We start from the raw sequence: 26,974 nt of genomic DNA, 5'->3' as shown, positions 1-26,974 counted from the left end.
AGCTACTAAGCTGGCAGAGTTTTGCCCCCAAAACCATTTAGAACATTAAAACAAAAATGCATTTAGCATTATAATATTGTCGTTGTTCTATGATGTTCATTTTATTATGCGATCATACTAAAAAGTGTGCTCGCTAGTATCAAGTTAATGGGTAGACTCGCTCAATACTATCATTCCTGAGTTGAATTCATCCTCGATAAACTCAAGTCCAAATTCATTTTTGAGAAAACTTATCATTCCATTTTTTAACGTATTATTGCCATGGTATCCAGTTATGATCGATGTGATGTTGGGTTCATTGTTTTTTTTGTGGTAACAAAATAATAGTTTTGCGAAAGCTAATGGAACACCTCGAATATGTGTACCATCGCCTGAATGTCCTTCGAAGATTTTATCCATATGCAAATCGATACAATGATTCATTAAGCCAACACTTTTTTTATATATTCCTTGTGTTATCCCTTTATCAATCATGCTTGCGAAATTATCTTTTTCAAGCGGCGCAAGTTGAGCATATATTTGTGAAGGAGTAATCATGTTACATTCGTTCATAATTTTTTCTAAATACCATATTCCAATATCAAATTCTTTTGCCTTAATACATACTTTAGTAAAGGCATTGTAAATGGCAACATTAGGCTTGATGCCCCACTGTTGCATTAAGCTGGCTGTAGCTGTATCACCCAACACCAATGTTTTGGCTTCTGCATAACGCCCCGTTTCAGCGCAGGCCGTCAGCAAATTCAGGCAGGTGATTGAATCTGCCCTTAGTGGTAGATGAGGTGCCATCACGGGCTTATCCCCACACACCAGTTGCCAAGCACTATCAAACAGGCCCGTTTGAGCGCATACCGTGATAAAGGCATTGTAAATGGCAACATTAGGCTTGATGCCCCATTGTTGCATTAAGCTGGCTGTAGCTGTATCGCCATCGTCATCGGCCAACACCAATGATTTGGCTTCGGCATAACGCCCCGTTTCAGCGCAGGCTGTCAGCAAATTCGTGCAGGTGATTTGATTGGCTTTTAATGGCAAATAAGGTGCCATCACGGGCTTATCACCACACACCAGTTGCCAAGCTCTATCAAACTGACCCGTTTTAGCGCATACCGTGATAAAAGCATTGTAAATGGCAACATTAGGCTTGATGCCCCATTGTTGCATTAAGCTGGCTGTAGTTGTATCGCCATCGTCATCGGCCAACACCAATGATTTGGCTTCGGCAAAATGCCCCGTTTCAGCGCAGACAGTCAGCAAATTCATGCAGGTGATTGAATCTGCCTTTAGAGGCAGATGAGGTGCCATCACGGGTTTATCACCACACACCAGTTGCCAAGCACTATCAAACTGGCCAGTTTTAGCGCATACCGTGATAAAGGCACTGTAAATGGCAACATTAGGCATGATGTCCCACTGCTGCATTAAACTGGCTGTAGTTGTATCGCCATCGTCATCTCCCAATACCAATGATTTGGCTTCGGCATAACGCCCCGTTTCAGCGCAGACAGTCAGCAAATTCATGCAGGTGATTGAATCTGCCTTTAGTGGTAGATAAGGTGCCATCACAGGCTTATCACCACACACCAGTTGCCAAGCACTATCAAACTGGCCCGTTTTAGCGCATACCGTGATAAAGGCACTGTAAACGACAACATTAGGTTTGATGTCCCATTGTTGCATTAAGCTGGCTGTAGCTGTATCGCCCAACACCAATGATTTGGCTTCTGCATAACGCCCCGTTTCAGCGCAGGCAGCCAGCAAATTAATGCAGGTGATTTGATTGGCTCTTAATGGCAAATGAGGTGCCATCACGGGCTTATCACCACACACCAGTTGCCAAGCACTATTAAACCGGCCCGTTTTAGCGCATACCGTGATAAAGGCGCTGTAAATGGCAACATCAGGCTTGATGCCCCATTGCTGCATTAAGCTGGCTGTATCTGTATCGCCATCACCCAGCACTAATGATTTAGCTTCTGCATAACGCTCCATTTCAGCGCAGGCAGTTAGCAAATTAATACAGGTGATGTGATTAGATTTTATTGGCAAATGAGGTGCCATCATGGGCTTATCACCACACACCAATTGCCAAGCACTATCAAACTGGCCAGTTTTAGCGCATACCGTGATAAAGGCGCTGTAAACGGCAATATTAGGCTTGATGCCCCATTGTTGTATAAAGCTGGCTGTATCTGTATCGCCATCGCCCAACACCAATGATTTGGCTTCTGCATAACGCCCCGTTTCAGCGCAGACAGCCAGCAAATTCAGGCAGGTGATTTGATTGGCTTTTAATGGCAAATGAGGTGCCATCATGGGCTTATCACCACACACCAGTTGCCAAGCACTATCAAACTGGCCCGTTTTAGCGCATACTGTGATAAAGGCATTGTAAATGGCAACGTTAGGCTTAATGCCCCATTGTTGCATTAAGCTGACTGTAGCGCCATCGCCCAACACCAATGATTTGGCTTCTGCATAACGCCCCATTTCAGCGCAAGCGTTCAGCAAATTTGTGCAGGTGATCTGATTGGCTTTTAACGGCAAATGAGGTGCCATCACGGGCCTATCACCACACAGCCGTCGCCAAGCACAATCAAACTGGCCCGTTTTAGCGCATACCGTGATAAAGGCATTGTAAATGGCAACATTAGGCTTGATGCCCCACAGTTGCATTAAGCTAGCTGTAGCGCCATCGCCCAACACCAATGATTTGGCTTCTTTAAAACGCCCCGTTTCAGCGCAGGCTGTCAGCAAATTCAGACAGGTGATTTGATTGGCTTTTAATGGCAAATGAGGTGCCATCACAGGCTTATCACCACAAACCAGTTGCCAAGCACTATCAAAGTGGCCCGTTTTAGCGCATACCGTGATAAAGGCACTGTAAATGGCAACATCAGGGTTGATGCCCCACTGCTGCATTAAGCTGGCAGTATCTGTAGCTGTATCGCCATCGCCCAACACCAATGATTTGGCTTCTGCATAACGCCCCGATTCAGCGCAGGCCGTCAGCAAATTCATGCAGGTGATTGAATCTGCCTTTAGTGGTAGATGAGGTGCCATCACGGGCTTATCACCACACACCAGTTGCCAAGCACTATCAAAGTGGCCAGTTTTAGCGCATACCGTGATAAAGGCGCTGTAAATGGCAACATCAGGCTTGATGCCCCATTGTTGCATTACGCTGGCTTCAGCGGCATTGCTTAGCACCAACTTTTTGGCATCTGAAAAATTTAGATTTAACTTAATTAATTTCAGTAATAGGATGCATGTTTTCGCTTCATAGGACGAATTAAATCGTATTATGTCACTAAAAATGCCGTCGAAATTAGATGAACGGCTGTCAGAAAACTCGGCCGCTTTGTGTAAAAGTTTATGGATTAACCTTATGTCCCATGATGTTTCCATGACCCGTTTGTCGTTTTTTAGGCTGTGAATGATTTCAATAAGCTGCGAAAGTTTAGTGCAACCACCAATTAATGCATTTAACTCAATACCCAGTTGATTTTTGGTTTTCTGTTTAAGTTTCCAAGAGTGAATAAGCTCACTGGTCTGAGTAAAAAAGGAATTAGGGGAGGAAGGTGATTGCTGTATTTGCTTGGGATACTGAGTGCTCGATTTTGGAGTAATGGAGCGGTGCTCGGTTGCAAAACGTCGGTAAGCATTACTTGGCTTCTTACAATAATGAGCCTCTCGTGTGCGAGAGTTAGAGCGAGTCGACGATGGTTCCTTGTTGAAAAAATCATACAACTTTTGTCTATCGGTTTTGCTTAATAATTGATAACACTGTTGTAAGTTTTCATCACTATCAAACCTTGAAACCTCAAAGTTCAGATAGGATATGGCTTCGCTTGGGTATTCTTGGAGACTTTTAAGCATGAATCTATATATTGATTCATGCTCAGCAGAAGTGCGCACTGTCGCCATCACATTACTCAATAAGTGAGTGAATTAACAAGCTAAGAAATAACGCACTGAAAAGATAAATACAAAATTATTCAGCTTTAAGGCATTCTATAAATGTATAACAAAAATTATCCACCTTATCCGACTACAAGAGTAGGCTCTGACGCGTTGTTGGCAATCATCCTAAATCTATGGTTGGCAAGTATATGAATGTTCAGCACTCACCTGATGGGTGAATTAGGGTTGCTTAATTTTGTATTTAACTTTAATAACTTATAGTTAAATTGTGCATTCAACCGATTTATTGAAAAATTATCCCACGTTTTATGGCATTGCCAATATCACATTGTTTGGGTTCCCAAGTATCGATTTAGAATACTTAAGGGGCAAGTAGCACATGAAGTGTTCAATTGTATTCAAATATATTGTGGTAGGTTAGGTTGCCAAGTAGTAGAGCTAAATGTTCAGGAGGATCATGTTCACCTTTTGGTAAAAGTACCGCCGAAATGCTCTATATCGGACTTGCTTGGAGCAGTAAAGGGTAGAGCAGCAATAAGGATATTTAAACAGTTCCCACATATACGGAAAAAGCCATATTGGGGTAATCATTTTTGGGCTAAGGGATATTGTGTTGATACAGTAAGGATAGACGTAGAAATGATAAGAAAGTATGTCAAATATCAGGAAAAGCTTGAAAAGCGACAAGAAAGATTTGATTTTTAATTCGTAAGTATCGGGGACAACAGCTTGCCTTCTGAGAGGGCAAGCCCCAGCCCCCTTATAGGGGACGAAAGGTAAAGCCACCTTCTAAGAAGGTGGATTCTTTAACTGCTCAGTTCTACTTCATCTTCTAACTCATTAATCCCACGGCTTATAGTTTTGGGGTCACATTTCAATACGTTGGAAATGTACTCTATACCTCCATGTCCAAATTTTATGGCTTCAATGGCAGCATATCGTCTACGATCTTGTTGATTAAGTGATTTGTAAAAACGTAACATTTGTTTCTTTACGGTAGAAGAGTAGGTGTTCATGATGTTTCAGAGAAAGCCGGGGGAGAAGGCTTATATTGAACCACCTTACAGTAAGTAAACACGGAAGTTATTTTGGGACAGTTCCTTAAAAGCCGATAAAGTCTTTCATTAATTCGTCCGTGCTCACCGTCTAACTCTGTAAAGTGATTCTGCTTTAAAAGCTCTGGTGTGTCTCGATAGCACTTATGAAAGTAGGCTTCTATTTCAGCAAGTAATTTACCTTGACTCTTTTTCACTTGAAGAACGTAATCACCTTTTCCCTCACGTATTAAGGCTGTCGTTTCTTTCTGACAGTGCATAGCGTCAGCGGTAATAACTGCATTTTCAATGTCCATGTGTTTCAGCATGGACTGCATTACTGGGATTTCATTCGTTTTAGTCGACGTTTCTTTTTGATAGATTATCAGCCCATTATCTACAACCATTGCAGTCATTAGCTGAAGAGCATCAATATCATCACCGTGCTTTGAGCCACAAGCAACTTTACCATCAAAGCTGATATGCTCTTTGCCATCTTTTTCCCGTAACGTATTGGAACAAATTAATAAAGCATGACATTAAGCTTTCTGCTTTAATGCCTCTAATTATCCGCCCGATTGAATGTCTTGTCGGGATGCCATTGCTAAATGAACGATATTGTCTTAACCAATCTAATTGAGCTTCACCAAAAATATTGATGGCTTTCCAGCCCGTTGCACCACAAAGTACAGCTGCAATAGTAAGAAAAATAATGTCAGCTAAATCATACTCTTTATTAGGGGCTGTTTATCTTTCGTGATTATTTTTGCAGCGATAAATTGTTCGTTTTATACAAGACAGAGCTTGTGCGGTTTGGTATTCCAAATAAGCAAGCGATAAGGCAGTAGAAATGATCAATTTACGCTGTCTTAGATGCTTCTGAGCATTCACTGTTCTGTGTTGTAACCCGTCTACTTAGATGACTAAGCTTCACTGCTTGCGCCTTGAACAGATAAACGCTCAAATAGCACAAAATTTAATCCTGAAGATAAACAACCCCCAGCTTCAACACGATGGTCTTCAATTTGTTCAACCTCTTTCATTACGTCCGTAATAAGGCTCAAATCAGTAATCATTTGTCGATCTGATCATCGTTTCGGAGTAAAACTCAAAATATATAATTATTTTTTCAAGACCTAAAGCACGATCCCGCCCTGCAAGTATCTTCATTGCTCGCGGGTTTAAATTGCGAGATAATAAATTATCTGAACCAAGGAATTGAAAGTAATGGCTGAAGAAACAATTTTTAGTAAAATTATTCGTCGAGAAATCCCTGCCGAAATCTTATTTCAAGATGATTTGGTCACTGCATTTCGGGACATTGAGCCGAAGGCGCCCACACATATATTAATCATTCCTAATAAGTTAATTCCAACGGTAAACGATACAACCCAAGCTGATGAAGCGGCGTTAGGTAGAATGATGACCGTAGCGGCCAAGTTAGCTAAAGATGCTGGAATTGCTGATGATGGATATCGTTTGATAATGAATTGCAATCAAGATGGTGGGCAAGAAGTTTTCCATATTCATATGCACCTTGTAGGTGGTAAACCACTTGGCCCAATGTTAGCTAGGAAGTAATTGGTAGAAATGACTAATATAACGCCTCCGACGGATCCAGATTTTTTCCCCCTCACAGAGTTAGCAAAGCGCTTTGTGAACCAGTTGACACAATGTCGCCGATTAGAAATTGAAGTGCATGAGGCGAGTGAGCATCATGTGTTAATGGAATTACCTTATAGCGAACAACATATTGGTTATCCAGATACAGGTGTGATCCATGGTGGTGTGATAACGACATTGATGGATACAGCTTGTGGGTGTGCAACAATTTGTGCGATAAAAAAGCAGTTTGACTCATTAGAAATATCTCCGACACTTGATCTACGTGTTGATTACATGAAATCGGCTAAGCCAAATCAATCTGTTTTTGTATTAGCTGAGTGTTATCGCCTCACTTCAAGTATCGCTTTTACTCGTGCGATTGCTTACCAAGATAGTATCGATGATCCTATAGCCCATGCCGTGGGTGCGTTTATGAGAATAAGCTCGGAAATGATTGGTGATGAATTTCGAGATGCTTTAATGGGCGAGGGGGATGGTCCTCAATTTAAAAAATTGAACTCACAAGAAGAGTTAGCACTTTCTACTCAGACATCAACAACACTTAAAACTAAAGAACCACTGGATGTGAAAGGAATTGTTAAAAAAGCATCGGAGCTTAACGATTTTAGTTATCTTTTAATGCATGTCCCATATGCAAAATTCATTGGGATGTCTGTTGAGCGTTTTGGATATGAATTGGTTTTTCGTCTTCCTGCTAATGATCACAACATAGGTAATCCTGTTCTACCAGCTATCCACGGCGGCGTTATAGCTGGATTTATGGAAATGTCTGCCATTGTCCAGCTTATGGTATTTATGCACACAGAAAAAGTTCCTAAAATTGTAGATTTTTCGATAGATTATTTACGGGCAGGGTATCACAAAGATACATTTGTGGAGTGCCATATAACACGTCAAGGTCGACGAGTTGCTAATGTAAATATAAATTGCTGGCAGAGCAATCGAAAACAATTAATTGCTACAGCTAGAGCCCATTTTTTGATTGAATAAATATCAGCGCTCATTGGCGATTTATACTTTATAATAATTTTATCATTGGTATTTACTAGGGTCTGTTGATCTTTCAGGATTAAATTTTGTGCTATTTGAGCATTTATCTTTTCAAGGCGTAAGCAGTGATGCTTAGCCATCTAAGTGAGCTGGTCACAACACAGAACAGTGAATGCTCAAAAGCATCGAAAAAAGAGAGAGGGTAAATTGGTCGCTCTTTCTAAATAAAAGGTGCTGCGTTATCGTTTTCTTATTTGGAAACGAAGTAACGACAGTTTTGTATGTCGATAATAACCAAACCTCACAAACTCTACCTTGCATAAAATAACCAATTTTTCGCTGCAAAAACAATCACGAAAGATCAACAGACCCTAAGTAAAATTAGATTTTTTATATGCTTACAAACGTTATTAAGGAGCTTGTAATGATAAAAAGGTTAGCAATTCTGAGCGCATTTATATCTATGTTATGTTTATCTGCATGTGCTCCAAATACTGCTGGAGTAAAACTCTCATCTGATGGGAGCCGTCAAGTCGATAATACTCGAGTTGCTCGCTCTATAAGTGTTGTAAACAATCAAATGCGACAAGTTGGAGATTTACTTCAAGGCTCTGCGACGCTAATTAGTGATTCATCAAAAGATCAATCACTTCAATATCGATTCACTTGGTATGATCTTCAAGGGTTTGTGGTTGATGGTGATAGTATACCTTGGACTCCAATTATCATTCACGGTAAACAAAGTAAACAGATTGAATCGGTCGCACCAAACTCAGTCGCTCATCGATTTGAAGTTTATGTTCGTAAAGTCCATTAAACATAATTTACAGTAAACTATTATTGTTTAAGTAGCTTTTCAGGTATAACTTTAGTCCGAAATAATTTAAAGAGAAGTGTATTATGTCTAACGCTAGCGATGCTGAAAAAAAATTATTATCACTTGCAAATGATTTTATTGTTCATCACGCTCAAAAAAAGACAGAGAATATGCTTGCCTTATTTGCCAGAGATGGAGAAATTCATTTTTGGGGAACAGGTATTGATGAAGAGGGCAGTGATATAAACGATTTACGCTCTCAATTTGAAAGAGACTTTAATGAAGTAAGCAAAGTTGAAATATCACCGACTGACACAAAAGTGTTTGCTACAGAAAAATCTGGTGTGGTAATAGGTAATTGGAATATTTGCTATCAATTAAATGGTAGCCATGAAACTGAGATACTTGCTTTGCGCACAACAATTTATGCAGATGTTACTAGTGGCTCATGGAGAATAAGACACGCACATTGGTCAGTAGCATATGGAGCACAACCTACAGGGCGCTCTTTTTCGTCCAAACAAGAACTGAATATTCAACTTGAACAAGAATAAATTAACTTTAAGTCAAAATTGACAATTAATATATTAAACCATTTAAAATACTATAATCTGACTTTGCTGAAGATATTTATTTGAAGCATAAGCGTAGAAGTAAATATTTAAAGATAAGTTGGTATATATTGATCTGGCATTCAGAAAAAGATATTGCTTAAACTATTCAACACATCATTCTTGTATATCATTCCAGTTAGAATATAGAGATTGTCGCACATTTAATTTTGAGGACTGATAATTGATGGTGCTGAGATGAGTAGGGTTTAATTAGAGAGTTAATAGCTATTCAAGGATGTATATTACTATCGAGCTTTTTATGGATACATATTAAAATAAGTTTGGTTTATTTTTATGTTCGCTTATAAAGCGGTAATTTAAGTGTTCTCTTGATAGCGGAAAGGCAAAGATGGCAAATACTGATTTGATAAAAAATAGAAAGTATTGTTTTGGTTTTACAGCTGTTGCTTATCGTTGTTATGTTTTGTTGAGTGCGATTGTGCATATTCCATGGTTTTTCAATGTGCGATTTTCTAATTAATTTTTTCTGCTTTATATTGGTTAATCTTATATAAATCTGGTTATTGATATATTTTCAGCAATTATTCAGGAATTGTTTTTTTCATAATTTAGAATTAATTAGTCATCCGTTTTGTTTTAAGTTGTTGTTTTTGGTGGTTTTTATGTTTGTGTTGGAATTTTTTTCTTGTGGATTAAAGGTTTATTAGAATGGCATAAGATTAATTTGATAAGTTCTTAATATTCTGAGTATAGACATTGTAAAAAAAATATATTTTACTACCCCCACTGAAATGAGGGGGTAAAACACGTTAACAATTGTTTTAATTCTTTGGTTTCGGAAATACCTTTATTAATTTTTAATATAGGTGATTTAATAATTATTGATGATTAAAGAAAGTGTCATTAACTCATAATAAGGGGTTTGTTGTATGTTCAAAAAATCAGTTATTTTAAGCAGCCTAATGGTTATCCTTTCGAGCTCAGCATTTGCTGCTGATACAAATGAATTCTTCTATCCTGGAGAGTCAGCAATCAAGATTAATATTGAAATGGGTGGTGACGTCCAAACAACAGTAACTGCAAGTAACGTATCACCAGTTAACTTACAGTTTATCGAGGAGTCAGATGCTTTCTTCGATAGAGCTCTTCAGGGCGCTGATGTTTCAGTAGGGTATTCAGGATCAGGCATGCGCTTAGAAGGTGCAAGTAATTATGGTGTTGGATTTACAGTTTCTGAAGCTGGTACAGGTAAGAAATGTGATTATAAAATCGAGTTTTCTCCTGATACTCAAACATTCACTTCTTCTGCTGTGACTTCAGGCGATGAAGAAGCGACTTGCGCTATGTTACCTTATCAATTTGGTAATGGTTTTGTAGTTAACGTTCGTTTCGGTAACTAATATTACTTAATATTACTTAATATTTTATATTTTTTTACACTTATCATGAAGTTCGATATATAAGTTGAGTGATAACGTATGTAATTAATATAAGGTTAGTGATGTAAGCACTCCTTTGTTTTAATGAAGGAGTGTTTTTTTGAACTTTAAAATATTCATTTTTATTGATTGCGTTTTGTTGTGATGATTTATTTGTTGCTGGAATATATTAAGTTTGAGTGGTTTGAAGTTTTTTGTTTGTTTAGGTGTTTTGTGCTCTAGTTTGATAGTTTTGTATGTTGACTTTTGCGTGTGATATTACTTTTGTGGTTTAATTGATTGGTTTGAATTTTTATTTGTTAGTTAATTTAAGTCTTGTTAGTTTCTATTATTAATATCTGTTTAGTGAAAATGAGTAAAGCAATTAAATGAGTAAAGCAATTTATAGTTTCATCGCTTTACCCATTTAAATACAGGGTTAACTAAAAGTTATTGACTCGCTTGAATTGCTGTTAAAGCAATTGTATAAACAATATCGTCTACTAAAGCGCCGCGAGATAAATCATTAACAGGCTTACGCATACCTTGCAGCATAGGGCCGATACTGATTAAGTCAGCACTTCTTTGAACAGCTTTGTAAGTAGTATTGCCTGTATTCAAGTCTGGGAATACAAAGACAGTCGCTTGACCCGCAACAGGGCTGTTCGGTGCTTTAGATTGCGCTACATTTTCCATTACCGCAGCATCATATTGTAATGGGCCATCTATCATTAGATCTGGCCGTTTAGTCTTAGCAATTTCTGTTGCTTCACGGACTTTTTCGACATCGCTACCTGTGCCTGAAGTGCCTGTAGAGTAACTGATCATAGCTACTTTAGGGTCAATACCAAACGCTTTAGCTGAATCAGCAGATTGAATAGCAATATCTGCGAGTTGCTCCGCATTAGGGGCAGGGTTAATCGCGCAATCCCCATATACGAATACTTGGTCCGGCATAAGCATAAAGAAGATAGACGATACAAGGCTTGAGCCCGGTGCTGTTTTAATCAGCTGAAGAGGAGGGCGTATGGTATTGGCGGTAGTATTTACGGCTCCTGAAACTATGCCATCGACTTCGTCTTGGGCCAACATCATAGTACCTAAGACCATATTGTCTTTAAGCTGTTCTCTCGCCACTACTTCGGTTAACCCTTTATGGCTTCGTAGTTTGAGCATAGGCTCAACATAGCCTTCACGAGCAAATTCAGGCTCGATAATGCTAATGTTTTCCCCTAATACAACTTGCTGCTGTTCAGCAATTCGCTCAATCTCTTCTTTATTACCTAATAACACACATCGAGCAATACCGCGCTCAGCGCAAACTGCGGCCGCCTTGATTGTACGTGGTTCTTCACCTTCAGGTAATACAACTGTCTTGGCGGCTGCTCTAGCGAGTTCGGTTAACTTATAACGGAACGCTGGTGGTGATAATCGATGCTCACGTTGTGCGTGTTTAGTAATGCTGTTTATCCAATCTTCATCAATATTGCTGGCTACGAACTGCTGAACAGATTCGATACGTACAGAATCATCGACAGGCACTTCGTGATCAAAACGCTGAATATTCAAAGATGTCTGCCAAGTGTTAGTGTCCGTCATAAATATAGGCATACCAGTTTCAAAAGCTTGCTGACACAATTTTTGAATTTCAGGTTCTGGCTCATAACTGCCTGTAAGTAAAAGCGCACCAATTTTGACCCCATTCATCGCGGCAAGACAAGCAGACACAATAACATCAGAGCGATCACCTGAAGTGACCAGTAAGGAGCCAGCTTTTAAGTGAGTGACCATATTCGGCAAACTACGCGCACAAAAAGTTACCTTTCTTAAACGACGAACATTCATTTCTCCGGCATTTAAAATCATTGCCTGTAAATGTTTGGCAAGATCCGATGCTCTGGGCGCAACAAGGTCAACGTTATATGGAACTTGACCAAGAATTTTAACTGGTGTGCGTTTTGGCAAAATAAAGTTTTGACCAGTATTGCTTTCATTGTCAGTGTCAAAAACTTCTGATAAATCGGGGCGAGTGCGGCCTTCTTCATCTACAGGCGCGTTTACTTTGTTGATGATGGCACCTACAAGACGCTTGTTCTTTTTTCCACCCCATGATTTATGGGCAATATCTAAGCGGTTTATAAACACCCGTGGAGTATCGTTACCTGGTGTTCCAACAAAAATGACATCAGCATCAAGTGCTTTGGCAATTTTTGAATTGATTTCATCAGCAAAAGAGTGTTGGCGAGTAGCAACTAAACCTTCAATGACAAGAAGTTCTGTGTTGTGGGTGCAGGTTGCTGATCGTGCAATGATCTGCTCCATCAACGAATCTGTTTGTTCGGTTCTTATTAACTCTTCAGCATGTTCCATGCTTAATGGCTCAAGAGGATTAACCGTTGGAGAGTTACTCAGGATCGTAGTCGACCGCTCTGGACCATTGTCTTCAGGCCTTTGCTGCGAGATAGGCTTAAAAAACTGAACCTTAACACCATGTTGCTCTAAAGCACGAACCATTCCAAGACTGATTGACGTTAAGCCAACGCTGGTTCCCATCGGGACAAGCATAATTTTACGGGGCATATATACCTCTAAAGAATAGCCACACTCTATAGTGTGGCAATAAGTCAGAAAAATTTAGTTATTAATTAGCTTAATAGAGTCTTGTGCAATTACCCATTCTTCATTCGTAGGTATTACCATCGCGGCTGTACTTCCATCAGCAGTAATGATGCCTTGTTTACCAAAACGGGCTGCTTTATTGCGTTCAGCATCAACAGTTATATTGAAAATACTTAGTAAGGTAAGAACTTTCTCACGAATTAGATCAGAGTTCTCCCCAATACCACCAGTAAAAATAATTCCATCTAATCGTCCTAGCGGCACAGTGTAAGATGCAATGTATTTTGCTAGGCGGTAACAAAAGATGTCTAGGGCTAGGGTTGCACCTTTGTGACCTTCGGCGACAGCTTCTTCAATGCCTCGGCAATCGTTAGTGAGTTCAGAAATCCCCATTAATCCACTTTGCTTATTTAATAAAGTATTTACTTCATCAAGGGTATAGCCTAATTGGTTTACTAAATGAAAAATAATTGAAGGATCAAGATCGCCGCATCGTGTACCCATGACTAAACCTTCAAGTGGGGTTAGCCCCATAGAAGTATCAACGCTTTTACCACCTTTAATTGCAGTGACTGATGCACCGTTGCCTAAATGGGCACAAATGATATTAGTTTCGGCAATGTTTTTATTGAGCATTTTTGCTGCTTCACGGCTTACAAATAAATGACTGGTGCCATGCATACCGTATCTACGAACACTATGCTCACGGTAAAGCTTATAAGGCAGGGCATATACGAAGGCTTTTTCAGGCATGGTTTGATGGAATGCTGTGTCAAATACGGCAACTTGTGGAAGTTTTGGGAAAGATGCCATTGCAGCGCGTATACCAATCAAGTGAGCTGGATTATGAAGTGGTGCCAGTGATACGCAGTCTTCAATACCTTTTATCACCGATTCATCGATAATAACTGAGTGAGTAAATTTTTCACCACCGTGAACAATACGATGACCAATGGCTTGAATTTGTTCAGCAAGCTCTGGTTGCGCGGCAAGAATAGCGTTTACAATGTATTCAACAGCTTCACGGTGGGCGGTAAATGCACCTAAGTTTTGTTGGTGTTTTTCGCCTTGGATTTTCCATTTTATACGTGAATCTTCAAGGCCAAAGCATTCAGCTAAGCCTGAAATTTTATCCTCACCTGTTTGTGCGTCCATGACTGCAAACTTTAATGATGAGCTGCCACAATTAAGAACTAAAACGAGTTGATTGGACATGGTAAAACCTTATGCAATTGTATAAAAAATCAAACTTGCCTCACATGCACCAAATATCAGCATTAGTGAGGCTCTGTTTAGCGAAAACTTTTGTTATGCTATTCTCAGTTAAGATGCACTTTACTCGGAGAACAAACATTAACTATGAGTATTATTAAAAAATTACGTGATGGTCATCGTTATATGAAAACATGGCCAATGGTTAAGCAATTAAGTTATTTCTTTCCTGAGTATCGAGTGGTTAAGGCGACTCAGTTGGCCATTTTTTCAATGCCATTGCTTGCTGCGGTTACAGTAGCGAGCCAATTATATTTTTCGGGCTTGAGTGCTTTGCCTCAAGCTATTATCTACGCTTTGTTTTTTATAAGCTTACCTATGCAAGGCTTAATTTGGTTAGGTTGGCGTGCTAGGCATCCATTACCTTTAACTATGCTTGACTGGGGACAACAACTTAGCAATAAAATGTTATCAATGGGTATTTCGTGTAAACCTTTAAATGGCACCGCATGCTATTTTGATATAGCCATTCTTTTAAAATTAGCATTTGAACGCTTGGATGCCGAATATTGGGAAAACCTTTAATTTTCGCTTAGTACACGGCATTTATTTCCATATCGATGAATACTTTTTTTATTTTTTCCATTTCATTTTGTGTTGGAGGAGATATTGCATTCAACTGGTAGTCTTCTCCCATTGCTTCCCATTTGTGCTTACCTAATTCGTGATAAGGGAGTAATTCAATTTTTTCAACATTTTTCATTGGCTTTACAAATTCAGCGAGTTTTATAGCTGAATCAATGTCATCAGTGTAGCCACCAACAACAACATACCGGATCCAAGTTGGTTGGTTGCGTTTTGCTAAATATTCTGCAAATTGTAAAGTGCGATGATTACTGACTTTGGTAAGCAAAATATGTTTGTCATCGTCCATTTGCTTAATGTCGAGCAATACTAAGTCGGTATTATCTAATAGTTTATCTATTGAAGATGTGTACTTGCGCACAAAACCATTGGTATCCAAGCATGTATGGAGTTTTTCTTTTTTACACGCTTCAAAAAAATCAGCAATAAACTCAGCTTGTAGGATTGCTTCACCGCCACTGGCTGTGACACCGCCATTACTGGCTTCAAGGAAAGGGCGATAAGCAATGACTTGCTCCATAAGGGCGTCAACAGTGACTTCTTTCCCGCCGTCCAAATCCCATGTATCACGATTATGGCAATACTGACATCGCATTAAACACCCTTGCATAAAAGTGATAAAACGGATGCCGGGACCATCGACCGTGCCAAATGACTCTACAGAATGTATACGACCAGTTGTTGTCATTAAATAACCTTGAAATCGATGGTAAAAATATTTAGGCCGACCAGTAAAGACCAGTCGGCTACAATTACATTACATACCTTTAGTGAAAGTACGAGCAATAACGTCTTGTTGCTGTTCTGTGGTAAGTGCGTTGAACCTTACCGCATATCCCGATACTCGAATAGTCAGTTGTGGGTATTTATCTGGATGAGCAACAGCATCTTCGAGCATTTCTCTATTCATTACATTTACATTTAGGTGTTGCCCACCTTCGCGCATATTGTTATGAGAGAAATAGCCATCCATTAATGCAGCGAGATTTTTACGACGGCTGCTGTCATCTTTACCGAGTGCATTTGGCACAATTGAAAAAGTATAAGAGATACCATCTTGTGCATGAGCAAAGGGTAGCTTGGCAACTGAAGTTAATGAAGCAATTGCCCCTTTTTCATCACGTCCATGCATTGGGTTCGCGCCTGGAGCGAATGGGGCTCCAGCTTGGCGTCCATCTGGAGTGTTTCCGGTTTTCTTACCGTAAACTACGTTAGAAGTAATGGTTAAAATAGATTGAGTTGGAATTGCATTGCGATACATTTTCTTGTTGCGAATTTTAGCCATAAAACGCTCAACAAGCTCACAAGCTAGATCATCAACTCGAGCATCATTATTACCGAACTTAGGGTAATCGCCAGTTATGTCGAAATCAATCGCAATACCGTTTTCGTCTCGAATCGGTTTAACTTTAGCGTACTTAATCGCTGATAAACTATCCGCAGCAATCGAAAGACCTGCAATTCCACACGCCATAGTGCGGCGAACATCACGATCATGAAGCGCCATTAAAGCGGATTCGTAACTATATTTGTCATGCATATAATGGATAGAATTTAGCGCTGTTACATATTGTGTCGCTAACCACTCCATTAGACCATCGAGGCGCTGCATCACGTCATCATAATCTAGCACTTCACTTGTGATGGGATCTGATTTTGGTGCAACTTGCACTTTTGATTTTTCATCAATGCCACCGTTAATAGCATAAAGCATTGTCTTTGCTAAATTGGCTCGCGCACCAAAGAATTGCATATGTTTGCCAATGATCATTGGGCTGACACAACAAGCGATGGCGTAATCATCTGATTCAAAATCAGGGCGCATTAAGTCGTCATTTTCGTATTGAATTGAGCTGGTATCGATAGATACTTTCGCACAGTATTTTTTGAATGTTTCAGGAAGTTTTTCTGACCAAAGCACTGTGATATTTGGCTCAGGACTTGCTCCCATAGTGTAGAGTGTATTTAAGAATCGAAAACTATTCTTTGTAACTAAAGTACGTCCGTCAAGCCCCATACCACCGATAGACTCGGTTGCCCAAATCGGATCGCCTGAGAACAATTCATCATACTCTGGAGTACGTAAAAAACGAACCATACGAAGTTTCATCACGAAATGATCGACCATCTCTTGAGCTTGAAACTCTGTGATCAAACCATTCTTGATATCACGCTCGATATAAATATCTAAAAAGCTAGCTGTGCGACCAAGTGACATCGCAGCACCGTTTTGGCTTTTTACTGCAGCAAGGTAACCAAAGTAAGTCCATTGAATCGCTTCTTGAGCATTTTTTGCTGGGCGAGAAATATCAAAACCATATTTCTCAGCCATTTTTTTCATTTGACCTAGCGCACGATGTTGTTCTGAAATTTCTTCACGCAATTGCATGGTGTTAGATAGTTCATCACCTGCTTCAAATTCAGCTTGAAGTGAGCTGAATTGCGCAATTTTATCTTGCATTAAATAGTCTATGCCATACAAAGCTATACGGCGATAATCACCAATAATACGTCCTCGTCCATAAGCATCTGGTAGACCAGTCAGTACTCCGGATTTTCTACAAGCCATTATTTCAGGAGTGTAAACATCAAACACGCCTTGGTTGTGAGTTTTACGTAGTTCTGAGTAAATGTATTTAACGGTAGGATCAAGCTCACGATCATAGGCTTTGCATGATCCTTCAACCATACGAATGCCACCATTAGGCAGAAGAGCACGTTTTAATGGTGCTTCTGTTTGTAAGCCAACAATGGTTTCTAATTCTTGATTGATGTAACCTGCGTCATGAGAAGTAATCGTTGAAATAAGCTTAGTGTCGAAATCGACTGGAGCATGAGTACGGTTTTCTTGAGTGATGCCTTGCATCACTTGCTCCCATAACTTTGTCGTGGCTTCAGTCGCACCTTCTAAAAAGGCCTCGTCGCCTTCGTATGGGGTATAGTTCTTTTGGATAAAATCTCTAACGTCAACGGTAGTTTCCCAATTTCCTGAAATCAAGCCTTTCCAAGCTTCGGCATACAACTCTGATTGTTCGGTTTTCATAAAAAAATACCTTCTAAAATTTAATACTAATTCCATTGAGATTTTCAAAAAAGTCAATGGAATTAACACTAAAAAATAATATCTGTGTAGTAAATTTAGGATGAAATTAATCTTACTAAATCATCTAATTATCAAATGTACGAATTATCTAGCCACAATTTGAATTTTTGGTAAATTGGTCTTACCAATGGTTTGATTTTATTTTAACACATAAAAATTTTGGCAACAGTGAATGGATCAAATTACCCTTGAGTTAATGCGAAATTTGTTAGCTAAGTAGCATTTTTGAGGATTAAATAGATGTCAATATGTACTAGGGGCTGTTTATCTTGCAGGATTAAATTTTATGCTATTTGAGCGTTTATCTATTCAAGGCGTAAGCAGTGAAGCTTAGTCATCTAAGTAAACGGGTTACAACACAGAACAGTGAACGCTCAAAAGCATCGAAAAAAGAGAGAGCGTAAATTGGTCGCTCTTTCTAAATAAAAGGTACTGCGTTATCGCTTGCTTATTTGGAATACCAAACCGCACAAGCTCTGTCTTGTATAAAACGACCAATTTATCGCTGCAAAAATAATCACGAAAGATAAACAGCCCCTAGGTTTGAAGAACAATAGAAAAACAATTAAAAACCTTCAAAGCGTCGCCTTTCGATCTTGCTGAGCGATCACTATTGGATGCGGATTGGTATAATTAACATATTTAAAATGATCTTACTTTATAACGCCGTATTTTGGAACAACAGACTAATCTATAAGTAAAAAACTAGTCTATAGTTTACGAAGGATTCGTCGTATTGAGTGGTTTGTTCTAAAAATTGTCATTGATTTGAAATACTATGTCTATTTGCAGGGTCTTTCAGTCAAATAAAGTAAGTTTTGGTTATTAATGGGGAATATTCATGGAAATCACTAAGCTCTATCAAAAAGCTCTTGGTTGGATCACGCATATTGATGGTTTAGCACCTTTAGCATTACGTATTTATTTGGCACCAGTATTACTACAAGCAGGCTACAACAAGTATTCGCATTTCAGTGATACCGTTGCATGGTTTGGTAATCCTGATTGGGGACTTGGCCTGCCAATGCCAGAAGTTATGGCTACACTTGCTGTAGGAACCGAGCTCGTTGGGGCTTCTTTATTGTTAATTGGGTTAGCAACCAGACTTGTTGCGATTCCGTTGATGATAACAATGTTAGTGGCAGCATTTACCGTTCATATAGATAAAGGCTGGTTAGCGATTGCAGATGGTGGCTCATGGTTGGCAAATGACAACGTAATTGCTGCGGGTGACAAGTTAGCGAGAGCTAAAGAAATTCTTCAAGAACACGGAAATTATGACTGGCTAACATCGTCAGGTAATTTCGTTATCTTAAATAATGGTGTTGAATTCGCGATTACTTATTTCATCATGTTGTTTGCGATATTTACTGTGGGTGGTGGACGTTACACAAGTGTTGATTATTTCATTGCCAAAAAAAATAGCTTAGTAAAGTAAAACTATAGCAAATAGTTATAAAGATAAAATCCCATATTTATTGTGGGATTTTTTAATTTGAAAGCAAAGTAGTGCGTAGGTATAGTTTGGCTTAAATAAAAGTAACATAAGGAATTCCCTTTGAACGCTGAACAGCTACTATTGACCCGTCAATCAACACCGCGTTTAACCACTCCAGCACCAACAGAAATACAATTAAAATTTATTTTGGATTCGGCTGTTAGAGTGCCAGATCATGCAGGACTTTGTCCTTGGGAGTTTATTATTGCTCAAGAAGCTGGTTTGGATAAGTTGGCTGCTGCCTTTGTAAATGCAGCTGAAAAATCAGGTGAAAGTGACGAGATGGTAGCAAAATCGGCAAAAATGCCATTTAGAGCTCCAATGGTGATTACGGTTGTAGCCAAGTACCAACATCATCCGAAAGTGCCAATTATAGAACAAAGTATTGCAGCGGGTTGTGCAACCATGGCCATGCAACAAGCAGCCTTTGCCCTTGGTCTTGGAGGAGTCTGGAGAACGGGTGATTTTGCATTTAATCGTGATGTTAAATCTGCATTAGGAATTAAAGAGTCAGATGATATTGTCGGTTTCTTATACATAGGGACTCCTATGGTTAAAGCACCAATAAAACCAAGTAAATCAGGTAATGACTTTGCGAGGTTCCTGTAAAGCAACCATACTTGTAGATAATTTATACCAATTATATTAATTGATCGTTCAGCAAGAGCTAAAAGGTTTCAGTGCAAGGCGCAAGTTTGCGTTACTATATTCTCTACGGCCGCCATACAAAACTGGTGTTCAACGTACTTAGTGCTTTTGTCGGGATAATCTAAAAACTTGCAACACAGTAATGAAAGCTTTTAGCCTTGACTTTATGGAGCGTGTACGTGACCAAATTACGGCTCAATATTGTCTTGACATAGCAATGTAATAACGACAGCTTTATATGTCGGTAATGACTATGTCTTCACCAATCTTGATTGTACTTTGAACATGTACAACGCTCTGAATAGATCATTTAATTAGTATATTTGGTATTACACTCGCCCATGATATTTGAAGGTGTATTTTCAGGTAAACATGGGTATATATCCTTCAGAAAATAAGGTAGTACTGATGGCGTTTTTAACCACTGAAAGACTTTCGATAAGACGAATAGAAGATCATGATAGAGATTTTATTTTTCGGTTGGTAAACACTCCCGGATATATTAAGTTTATTGGTGACAACAAAGTCCGAACTATTGAGCATGCTAAGGCCTATATCATTAATGGGCCTAAAACCAGTTACCAACAATTTGGATTTGGGCTCTATCTAGTCATGTTAAAAGACACATCAGTACCCATTGGTGTTTGCGGACTAACCAAACGAGAGTTTTTATCTTTTGTGGAAATTGGTTACGCTTATTTACCTCCATTCTGGGGAAACGGGTACGCCAAAGAAGCGGCAAAAGCAGTTTTTGAGCATGGCTATCAATCAGGAGTCCATCGAATTATGGGGGTGGTTCGTCCAGAAAATGAAGGCTCTAAAGCCGTTTTAAGTAGCTTAGGGTTACGGTATATCCGCGACATAATGTTACCAGATGAAGAAGAGTACATGGATTTGATGGGGTAACAACCTTTTGATTTAATTTATACATTGATTTTTGATGTTAATTCCTATTCTAATCTTTTATCACTCACAGTTTACTCGTAAAATTAAAGTTTATATATCTAGAGGGCGTGTTGATATTTCGTGATTGTATTTATGCTGTCTTTGATGCTTTTGAGCCTTCACTGTTTTTGTTGTGAGCCGATCACTTAAACCTAATCAAATCGGTTGGGAGCGTTCATATACACAGAAAAATTACTGATAGCAAGGCGTGAATAGCAGTAATTAGTGGTTACCGACATACAAAACTGTCGGCACTTCGTTTCTACTTGTAAAATTTATAACACAGCTAGCGATAATTTTAGCAAGAATATGAATGTTCAGCACTCACCTGATAGGGGAATTCAGGTTGCTTAATCTTGTATTTAATTTCAATAGATTAAAACTAAATTTGCGTTCAACCGATTTATTTAGATTGTAAGGAAAGAGGGCAGAAGTATACCAACAGAACAAGCTGGCAGTAGTTTGAGCACAAAACTCAAAAATCTATCTGAACAATAGTCCGAAAGACTTTTCTGAGACAATCGTTGGCAACATAGAAAAAGGAAAATAGCATCGCTTCATGTAAAAAGTTGTTTTTGCGAATATGCTTTATACATAACTCTTCTAACATATCAAAATCAGGGATACCTGATACATACATAACTGATATTAGCAGTGGTTTTCAAAACACCTGTCACCATTTGGTTGATAGTTAAGCTACATTTTTCTAGTTATACCAATTACAGTAATTAACTTCCCACTCAGCAAGAGCTAAAGGATTTCAGTACAAGGCGCAAGTTTGAAGTACTATCGGGATAATTCAAAAACTTGTAACGTAGTTAATGGAATCCTTTAGCTTTGCCCTTCGGAAGCTTGTATGTGTCCAAATTACTACGCAAAACTGTCTCAACGTAGCAATGTAACAACGACAGTTTTGTATGTCGGTAATAACTAAGTACCTGAGTATAAGTTATTGAGTACTTTTTTGTTCATAGATTGAGTGCAATACAAGACGTGGGGAGGGACGCATAGCCGTAGCTATGCAACCTGAGACACAACGCTGTAGAGTGCTTAAGATATGAGCAAAATGTTTAATAATTTATCGTCAGGTACTTATGTCTTCATCAATTTCACTTGTACTTTGAACACATACACAGCTCTGAGCTGGGAATTTAATTACTGTAATTGGTATTATCTTAAAGTCAGTTTCCTGCTGTCCCTTTAAAAACTAACTCACAATATTGCGTTTTGATTGGACAATAATCCCAACTAGAATTCACAAGCTATCGACTTTTAGTAAAAATCAATTTTAACTGGATTTTTAGCTTTAGGAGAAACCCATGCTCCACTCACTATAAATCCGTCATATCGCACTGATATACTCGTGACACTTGGCTTGGCGATTTATTGATTTCGTTCCCTTAAGCCCTTGCGGTAATTTATAAATCTTAAATATATTTCATTTGTACTCATTTAAAATGACATTTACCATTCTAAATCCCTGCAGCTAGTTGCGGCTTGAGTTCAAGCGGGAAATAAACCGATTTGCGATGAGAAAACATGAGTGAAATGAGGATGGTTAGCAAGGAAGACAATAGGTTTCATCAACCTATACCCGTATATAAACTCAAAGGCTGCTGTACTTAAAGAAGGTAGTAAACATGGCACTGAGCTACATTTCAAATACCGTTTTTGATGCCATGTATGACTCTCTCACGCGCTCAAACAACGCTAGTAATTTAAGCCGTAAGAGAGTGAGGATTAATAATGAGGGCAACCCCGTTCCTAAAAGGTTGTGTACCACAACTACAACGAGTGAACGTTATTTAGTATCGCAGGATAATCAGCTACCAGAAGAACTTCAGCGAGCAATGAATAGCAAAGGCATTAAAGTTTTATCAGCATTCACAAAGTTATTATCAAAAGTCGAGATTAAATCAGAAGCGCAACGAACCCAGTACAGCAATAAATTACATCTTTTTTTTATTAACATAGTCGATACAAAGGTAAAAGACACCGGCTTTTTTACCAGCATAATTAATTCAGCATGTAATATAAGAAAGTTCTTTAGTTGCAATGATGAACATATCGTTCTGGTGGCAGAAACCCAACCAATGAAAACCCTTTCGTCTATATTTCATAGCCGCGGTCTGCCTAGCGAATCGACGATGAAGGATTTTAATAAATTGCTGAAACGGCCGAAACTGCAAGAGGGCGATGCATTAAATCTACCGCTGCTTAAATCCCTGTCGTCGATATATCATGGCTGTGGTCTGCCTGACGAAGCGGGGATGACGCGCTTTTTTAAGCTGCTGGAACTGCCACAACTGCAGGAGGGCGGAAAATTAAGTCTGCCGAGGCTCAAATCCCTGTCGTCGATATTTAATGGCTGCGGTTTGCCTAGTAACGCGGCGATGATGCGCTTTTTTAAACTGTTGGTTCTGCCGCAGCTTCAGGAAGACAGCACATTAAGCCTGCCGCGGCTCAAGTCATTGGCGTCGATATTTAATGGACGCGGTCTGCCTGAGGACGCAGTAATGACGCGCTTTATTGAGTTGCTGGAACTGCCACAACTGCAGGTTAGTGGCAGACTAAGCTTGCCGTTGTTCAAATCCCTGTCGTCGATATTTAATGGCTGCGGCCTGCCTGACGAAACGGCGATGAGGCGTTTTATTGAGCTTCTGGAACTGCCGCAGTTGCAAAATAACGGTACATTAAGTCTGCCGTTATTCAAATCCCTATCGTCGATACTTAGTGGCCGCGGTCTACCTGACGGAGTGGCAATGACGCGCTTTATTGAGTTACTGGTACTGCCGCAGATGCAAGATAGCGGCCGATTAAGTCTGCCGTTGGTTAAATCCCTATCATGAATATTTAGTGGTCGCGGTCTGCCTGACGAAGTGGAAATGGCGCGCTTTATAAAGCTACTGGAACTGCCGCAGTTGCAGGATAGCGAAAGATTAAACCTGCCGCTGTTTAAATCCTTTTCGTCGATATTTAATGGATGCGGCCTGCCTGACGAAGTGGAAATGACGTGCTTTATTAAGCTACTGGAACTGCCGCAACTACAGGAAAACGGCAGACTTAGCCTGCCGTTGTTCAAATCCCTTTCGTCGATATTTAATGGCCGCGGTTTACCTGACGAATCAGAAATGGTGCGTTTTATTAAACTGTTGAAACTTCCTCAATTGCAGGAGGGCGGCAGATTAAGTTTGCCACGGCTCAAATCCTTATCGTCGATATTTAATACCCGTGGTCTGCCTGACGAAGCGATGATGACGCAATTCATTGAACTGCTGGAAATGCCGCAGCTGCAGAAGGACGGCTGTTTAAGTCTGCAGTTGCTCAAATCCCTGTCGTCGATATTTAGTAGCCGCGGCATGCCTAATAAAGCGACAATGATGCGTTTCATTGAGTTGCTGAAACTGCCGCAGCTGCAGGAGGGGGGCACATTGAGTCTGCCGCTGCTAAAATCCCTATTATCGATATTTCATTCTCGCGGTCTGCCTGAAGATACGACAATAATGCGATTTGTTGAACTATTGAAACTGCCGCAACTGCAGGAGGGCGGCATGTTAAATCTGCCCTTGTATAGGTTGTTATTAGTTAAGGTGATGAGTCGACCAGATAAGGCAGACGGCTGGTTTTGCTTGCTTGAACACCCTGAATTGCAGAAAAATGGTCGAATCCACCTTATCAGTCTAGCTTGTGTCCTTTCGATTTTCCCTCTGCCGCCGAAACAGGAGGAGATAACTCACCTACTTTCTTTATTAAGCATTGATGGTAAACCCGACGATCAACTACTGCAACTCTGCATTCAAGAGTGGAAAAAATCATCTCTTAAAGCGGTGGAAAAGGCTTTTTCCTGCTCATCAGTCGCCAAACTGCTCGCTCACTTTCGCGATAACGATGATGAGCTAACATCGCTAAAAGCGCTGGCATTGGCCATTAAAGGTGATCCTGAGATGCTTAAAAAATTTCGTAACTACTGCTCGTTGAGCACGAAAAAAATAACGGGATTGACGTTCCCATGTGTAATAGAAAGCCATCAAGGGATATTGAGCACGCTTGGTGAAATCAGTTTCGCCAACGGTCAGCTGGGATTAAAATTGTTCTTTGCAAATGCGCCTTGCCCAAAAGGAAGCCGCCCTATGAGCGCTGAGAAAGTGAGGGAATCCTCCCGCTGGGAAGGATTGCTCAGTCAACCACTCAATAAAACCATCCTATCCAGTGCGCTCGACTTGAAACGTCAGAGCCATGAGAGTGTAAGCCATTACTTGCGTTTTTGTAGGGTAACTCGCTCACGTCCCACATTAGAACAATGGGATAAGGCATTGTATCCGGTCGTCCTAAAGGGCGTTGAGGATGAAAATGTGAATCAGGTTCAGGCGTATTTAATTGCGGCCTGCCTGCTTTCACCTACATCTGAAACTAAGAGAATGATTAACGATATCAACTGTTGCCGGGTGTTATGTCAAGTGTTCAGTACCGCTAATGACCTATATCAATTATCAATGTCATTACCAGCTAAGAAATTTCATACCCTTTGCCTAGCAGGGAAAGATTACGGTCAGTATCTAAACACGACCGTAAAACCCAAAGTGAAAACCATGAACACACTGAATTTGGGGCTGGCCACCAGAGGGTTAGTCTTGCCAGTAAAGCATCCTACAACATTAAATGCTGTGACGTTTAGTGTATCCACTAACAGTATGGATACTGAAAAAGGGGTCACATTATGCATTGATACACTAGCACAACAAACAGATTGCCCCATGGTACTTTTTTGTTATTGGTTCAGTTTATCCTTTGCCAACGCTCCGACCCCTTACCAGATTAGTCAAGCTCAAATAACGCTGCTTAATATTGATGAGGAAGTGATTAAGTTGCCCTTTCCTCAGTTAAGCCAAAGCCGTCCAAAAAGTATCACTATTATCAACTGGTCTGCCGATGAACTTTCTTTGTTTATTGATACATTAAGCAGTGACATTCCAATTGAGTTCACTGACAGCAATGAACAAAGCCTTGTCAGTACTTACGTTACACGACGAGAAGAACGGCTGTCACAAAAGCAAGTGCCAAGCGTAACAGGCAACGCGGAGGCACAGCAGGAAAGCTGGCTTGATTTGGCATTCATAGAAAAGTGTGTACAAAAAGGCTTGCGCCTGAACCAGAAAATTCGCCGTAATCTCGTATATCATGCCGACTCTCTGAGCATTCATGCAGTAAAAGCGCTCGTTGAGAAATATCCCCTCGCCGACATGCCTTTCGAATTAAGAGAAAGATTAAGTTCATCTGTGCAATACCAAAGCACACCGCTTGTTTCATGGCATCACGATGGTGCAGCAACGAGTGACACGGCGCAAGAGCCTGAGCCTATGGAAACGAGCGACGGCCAAGGTGATGAAAATGAGGCTATGTTGTTTTTTATGGATGACGATGACCATTGGGGTACGGCCTCGTTAAGCAAGGATAATCAGCCTGTGCAATTAAGTGAGTTTGATGAGGAATGGGCCAGCAGTTTATTTGTAGATTTACCGCCTGAAGCAAACCCTAACCCAATTTTAGATAAGCCTCAACTGGGTACAGAAGACGTTGAGGTGCTGTTAGGGAGTATTGAGTACTTCCCCCTCTCAGAGTTAACAATTATGCTGAGCAAAATAAGCAGTGATGTCGATAATAGGTTAGTCAAACAACTAGAAAATGCATATGATATCCAGCAAAAAACCATGTTACTTAAAAATGCCGCAAACCGTGGGGATGAGCTTTCCGTTATGGATTATATGTAATTACCCATCAAGTTCACCCAAAGTTATAATGAATGAAATAACTCATTAATCAGTATGGCTTTTGTACAGTGATAACCGCGCAGGCTGGTATTTAGGAAAGTTGCCGAAGAAAGTATACCGATGAGCTCCTTATGCCTTGGCTTTACAAATTA

20 protein-coding genes and 1 pseudogene are annotated in these 26,974 nt (G+C 39.8%); 12 read left to right on the top strand and 9 right to left on the bottom strand.

From position 1 onward, the window contains the following. Positions 1 to 144: 144 nt before the first annotated feature. Complete coding sequence (locus E2I05_RS12665; RefSeq protein WP_133309680.1) at positions 145 to 3,927, bottom strand: pentatricopeptide repeat-containing protein; 3,783 nt, start codon at positions 3,925 to 3,927, stop codon at positions 145 to 147. A gap of 282 nt (positions 3,928 to 4,209) precedes the next feature. Here E2I05_RS12665 and tnpA point away from each other — a divergent pair, with 282 nt between their 5' ends. Then, on the top strand, positions 4,210 to 4,629 hold the full coding sequence (gene tnpA, locus E2I05_RS12660; RefSeq protein WP_121853585.1) for an IS200/IS605 family transposase: 420 nt from the start codon (positions 4,210 to 4,212) through the stop codon (positions 4,627 to 4,629). 101 nt (positions 4,630 to 4,730) lie between these two features. Here tnpA and E2I05_RS12655 read toward each other — a convergent pair whose 3' ends face one another. The 4 genes and pseudogenes from E2I05_RS12655 to E2I05_RS22060 form a co-directional block, all read right to left on the bottom strand. Next, the gene (locus E2I05_RS12655) at positions 4,731 to 4,940 is read right to left on the bottom strand and encodes a hypothetical protein (RefSeq protein ID WP_133309679.1); all 210 of its coding nucleotides are present in this window, start codon (positions 4,938 to 4,940) and stop codon (positions 4,731 to 4,733) included. After that, positions 4,937 to 5,482 carry an ISAs1 family transposase gene (locus E2I05_RS12650; RefSeq protein ID WP_121853586.1) on the bottom strand — a complete coding sequence of 182 codons (546 nt, stop codon included), beginning with the start codon at positions 5,480 to 5,482 and terminating at the stop codon, positions 4,937 to 4,939. The genes E2I05_RS12655 and E2I05_RS12650 overlap by 4 nt, the downstream gene beginning before the upstream one ends. After that, positions 5,430 to 5,684: pseudogene (locus tag E2I05_RS23040) on the bottom strand (ISAs1 family transposase); the annotation flags it as partial. The pseudogene E2I05_RS23040 and the gene E2I05_RS12650, both read right to left, overlap by 53 nt. A gap of 197 nt (positions 5,685 to 5,881) precedes the next feature. Then, complete coding sequence (locus E2I05_RS22060; RefSeq protein ID WP_165905486.1) at positions 5,882 to 6,034, bottom strand: hypothetical protein; 153 nt, start codon at positions 6,032 to 6,034, stop codon at positions 5,882 to 5,884. 151 nt (positions 6,035 to 6,185) lie between these two features. Between E2I05_RS22060 and hinT the strand changes: the two genes are divergently transcribed. The 5 genes from hinT (at position 6,186) to E2I05_RS12620 (ending at position 10,366) form a co-directional block, all read left to right on the top strand. After that, a complete protein-coding gene (gene hinT / locus E2I05_RS12640) occupies positions 6,186 to 6,539 on the top strand; it encodes a purine nucleoside phosphoramidase (protein ID WP_121853587.1) in 354 nt (117 codons plus the stop codon). A 9-nt stretch (positions 6,540 to 6,548) separates the two neighbouring features. Beyond that, the gene (locus E2I05_RS23035) at positions 6,549 to 7,574 is read left to right on the top strand and encodes a PaaI family thioesterase (RefSeq protein ID WP_121853603.1); all 1,026 of its coding nucleotides are present in this window, start codon (positions 6,549 to 6,551) and stop codon (positions 7,572 to 7,574) included. A gap of 424 nt (positions 7,575 to 7,998) precedes the next feature. After that, positions 7,999 to 8,391, top strand: coding sequence for a YcfL family putative periplasmic lipoprotein (locus E2I05_RS12630; RefSeq protein WP_165905487.1), 393 nt, complete (start codon positions 7,999 to 8,001; stop codon positions 8,389 to 8,391). 83 nt (positions 8,392 to 8,474) lie between these two features. Beyond that, the gene (locus E2I05_RS12625; protein WP_121853589.1) at positions 8,475 to 8,945 is read left to right on the top strand and encodes a nuclear transport factor 2 family protein; all 471 of its coding nucleotides are present in this window, start codon (positions 8,475 to 8,477) and stop codon (positions 8,943 to 8,945) included. A gap of 950 nt (positions 8,946 to 9,895) precedes the next feature. After that, positions 9,896 to 10,366 carry a hypothetical protein gene (locus E2I05_RS12620; RefSeq protein WP_121853590.1) on the top strand — a complete coding sequence of 157 codons (471 nt, stop codon included), beginning with the start codon at positions 9,896 to 9,898 and terminating at the stop codon, positions 10,364 to 10,366. A gap of 468 nt (positions 10,367 to 10,834) precedes the next feature. Here E2I05_RS12620 and pta read toward each other — a convergent pair whose 3' ends face one another. Both pta and ackA read right to left on the bottom strand, forming a co-directional pair. Then, entirely contained in the window at positions 10,835 to 12,964 is a 2,130-nt protein-coding gene (gene pta / locus E2I05_RS12615; RefSeq protein ID WP_121853591.1) for a phosphate acetyltransferase, read from the bottom strand. Positions 12,965 to 13,018: 54 nt separating this feature from the next. After that, on the bottom strand, positions 13,019 to 14,218 hold the full coding sequence (gene ackA / locus E2I05_RS12610; protein ID WP_121853592.1) for an acetate kinase: 1,200 nt from the start codon (positions 14,216 to 14,218) through the stop codon (positions 13,019 to 13,021). Positions 14,219 to 14,362: 144 nt separating this feature from the next. Here ackA and yfbV point away from each other — a divergent pair, with 144 nt between their 5' ends. Then, positions 14,363 to 14,800 (top strand): terminus macrodomain insulation protein YfbV, encoded by a 438-nt coding sequence (gene yfbV / locus E2I05_RS12605; protein WP_121853593.1) that lies wholly within the window; start codon positions 14,363 to 14,365, stop codon positions 14,798 to 14,800. Between the two features lie 7 nt (positions 14,801 to 14,807). On the opposite strand, the gene pflA is transcribed toward yfbV, so the two are convergent. Further along, on the bottom strand, positions 14,808 to 15,548 hold the full coding sequence (pflA, locus tag E2I05_RS12600) for a pyruvate formate lyase 1-activating protein (RefSeq protein ID WP_121853594.1): 741 nt from the start codon (positions 15,546 to 15,548) through the stop codon (positions 14,808 to 14,810). Positions 15,549 to 15,617: 69 nt separating this feature from the next. Beyond that, entirely contained in the window at positions 15,618 to 17,903 is a 2,286-nt protein-coding gene (pflB, locus tag E2I05_RS12595) for a formate C-acetyltransferase (protein WP_121853595.1), read from the bottom strand. Positions 17,904 to 18,804: 901 nt separating this feature from the next. On the opposite strand from pflB, the gene E2I05_RS12590 reads away from it, so the two are divergent. The 5 genes from E2I05_RS12590 (at position 18,805) to E2I05_RS12570 (ending at position 26,822) form a co-directional block, all read left to right on the top strand. Beyond that, positions 18,805 to 19,401 carry an HvfX family Cu-binding RiPP maturation protein gene (locus E2I05_RS12590; protein WP_121853596.1) on the top strand — a complete coding sequence of 199 codons (597 nt, stop codon included), beginning with the start codon at positions 18,805 to 18,807 and terminating at the stop codon, positions 19,399 to 19,401. A 120-nt stretch (positions 19,402 to 19,521) separates the two neighbouring features. Beyond that, positions 19,522 to 20,070, top strand: coding sequence for an NAD(P)H nitroreductase (locus E2I05_RS12585; RefSeq protein ID WP_121853597.1), 549 nt, complete (start codon positions 19,522 to 19,524; stop codon positions 20,068 to 20,070). Between the two features lie 447 nt (positions 20,071 to 20,517). Beyond that, complete coding sequence (locus tag E2I05_RS12580) at positions 20,518 to 21,015, top strand: GNAT family N-acetyltransferase (protein WP_121853598.1); 498 nt, start codon at positions 20,518 to 20,520, stop codon at positions 21,013 to 21,015. Between the two features lie 1,679 nt (positions 21,016 to 22,694). Then, positions 22,695 to 23,903 carry a hypothetical protein gene (locus E2I05_RS12575; protein WP_121853599.1) on the top strand — a complete coding sequence of 403 codons (1,209 nt, stop codon included), beginning with the start codon at positions 22,695 to 22,697 and terminating at the stop codon, positions 23,901 to 23,903. Between the two features lie 36 nt (positions 23,904 to 23,939). After that, positions 23,940 to 26,822, top strand: coding sequence for a hypothetical protein (locus tag E2I05_RS12570; protein ID WP_133309678.1), 2,883 nt, complete (start codon positions 23,940 to 23,942; stop codon positions 26,820 to 26,822). Positions 26,823 to 26,974 lie beyond the last annotated feature (152 nt).

It is taken from the genome of Parashewanella spongiae (assembly GCF_004358345.1).
GTDB lineage: Bacteria > Pseudomonadota > Gammaproteobacteria > Enterobacterales > Shewanellaceae > Parashewanella > Parashewanella spongiae.
The sequence above is the reverse complement of the archived record's forward strand: the minus strand, read 5'-3'. Positions and strand labels throughout refer to the sequence as shown.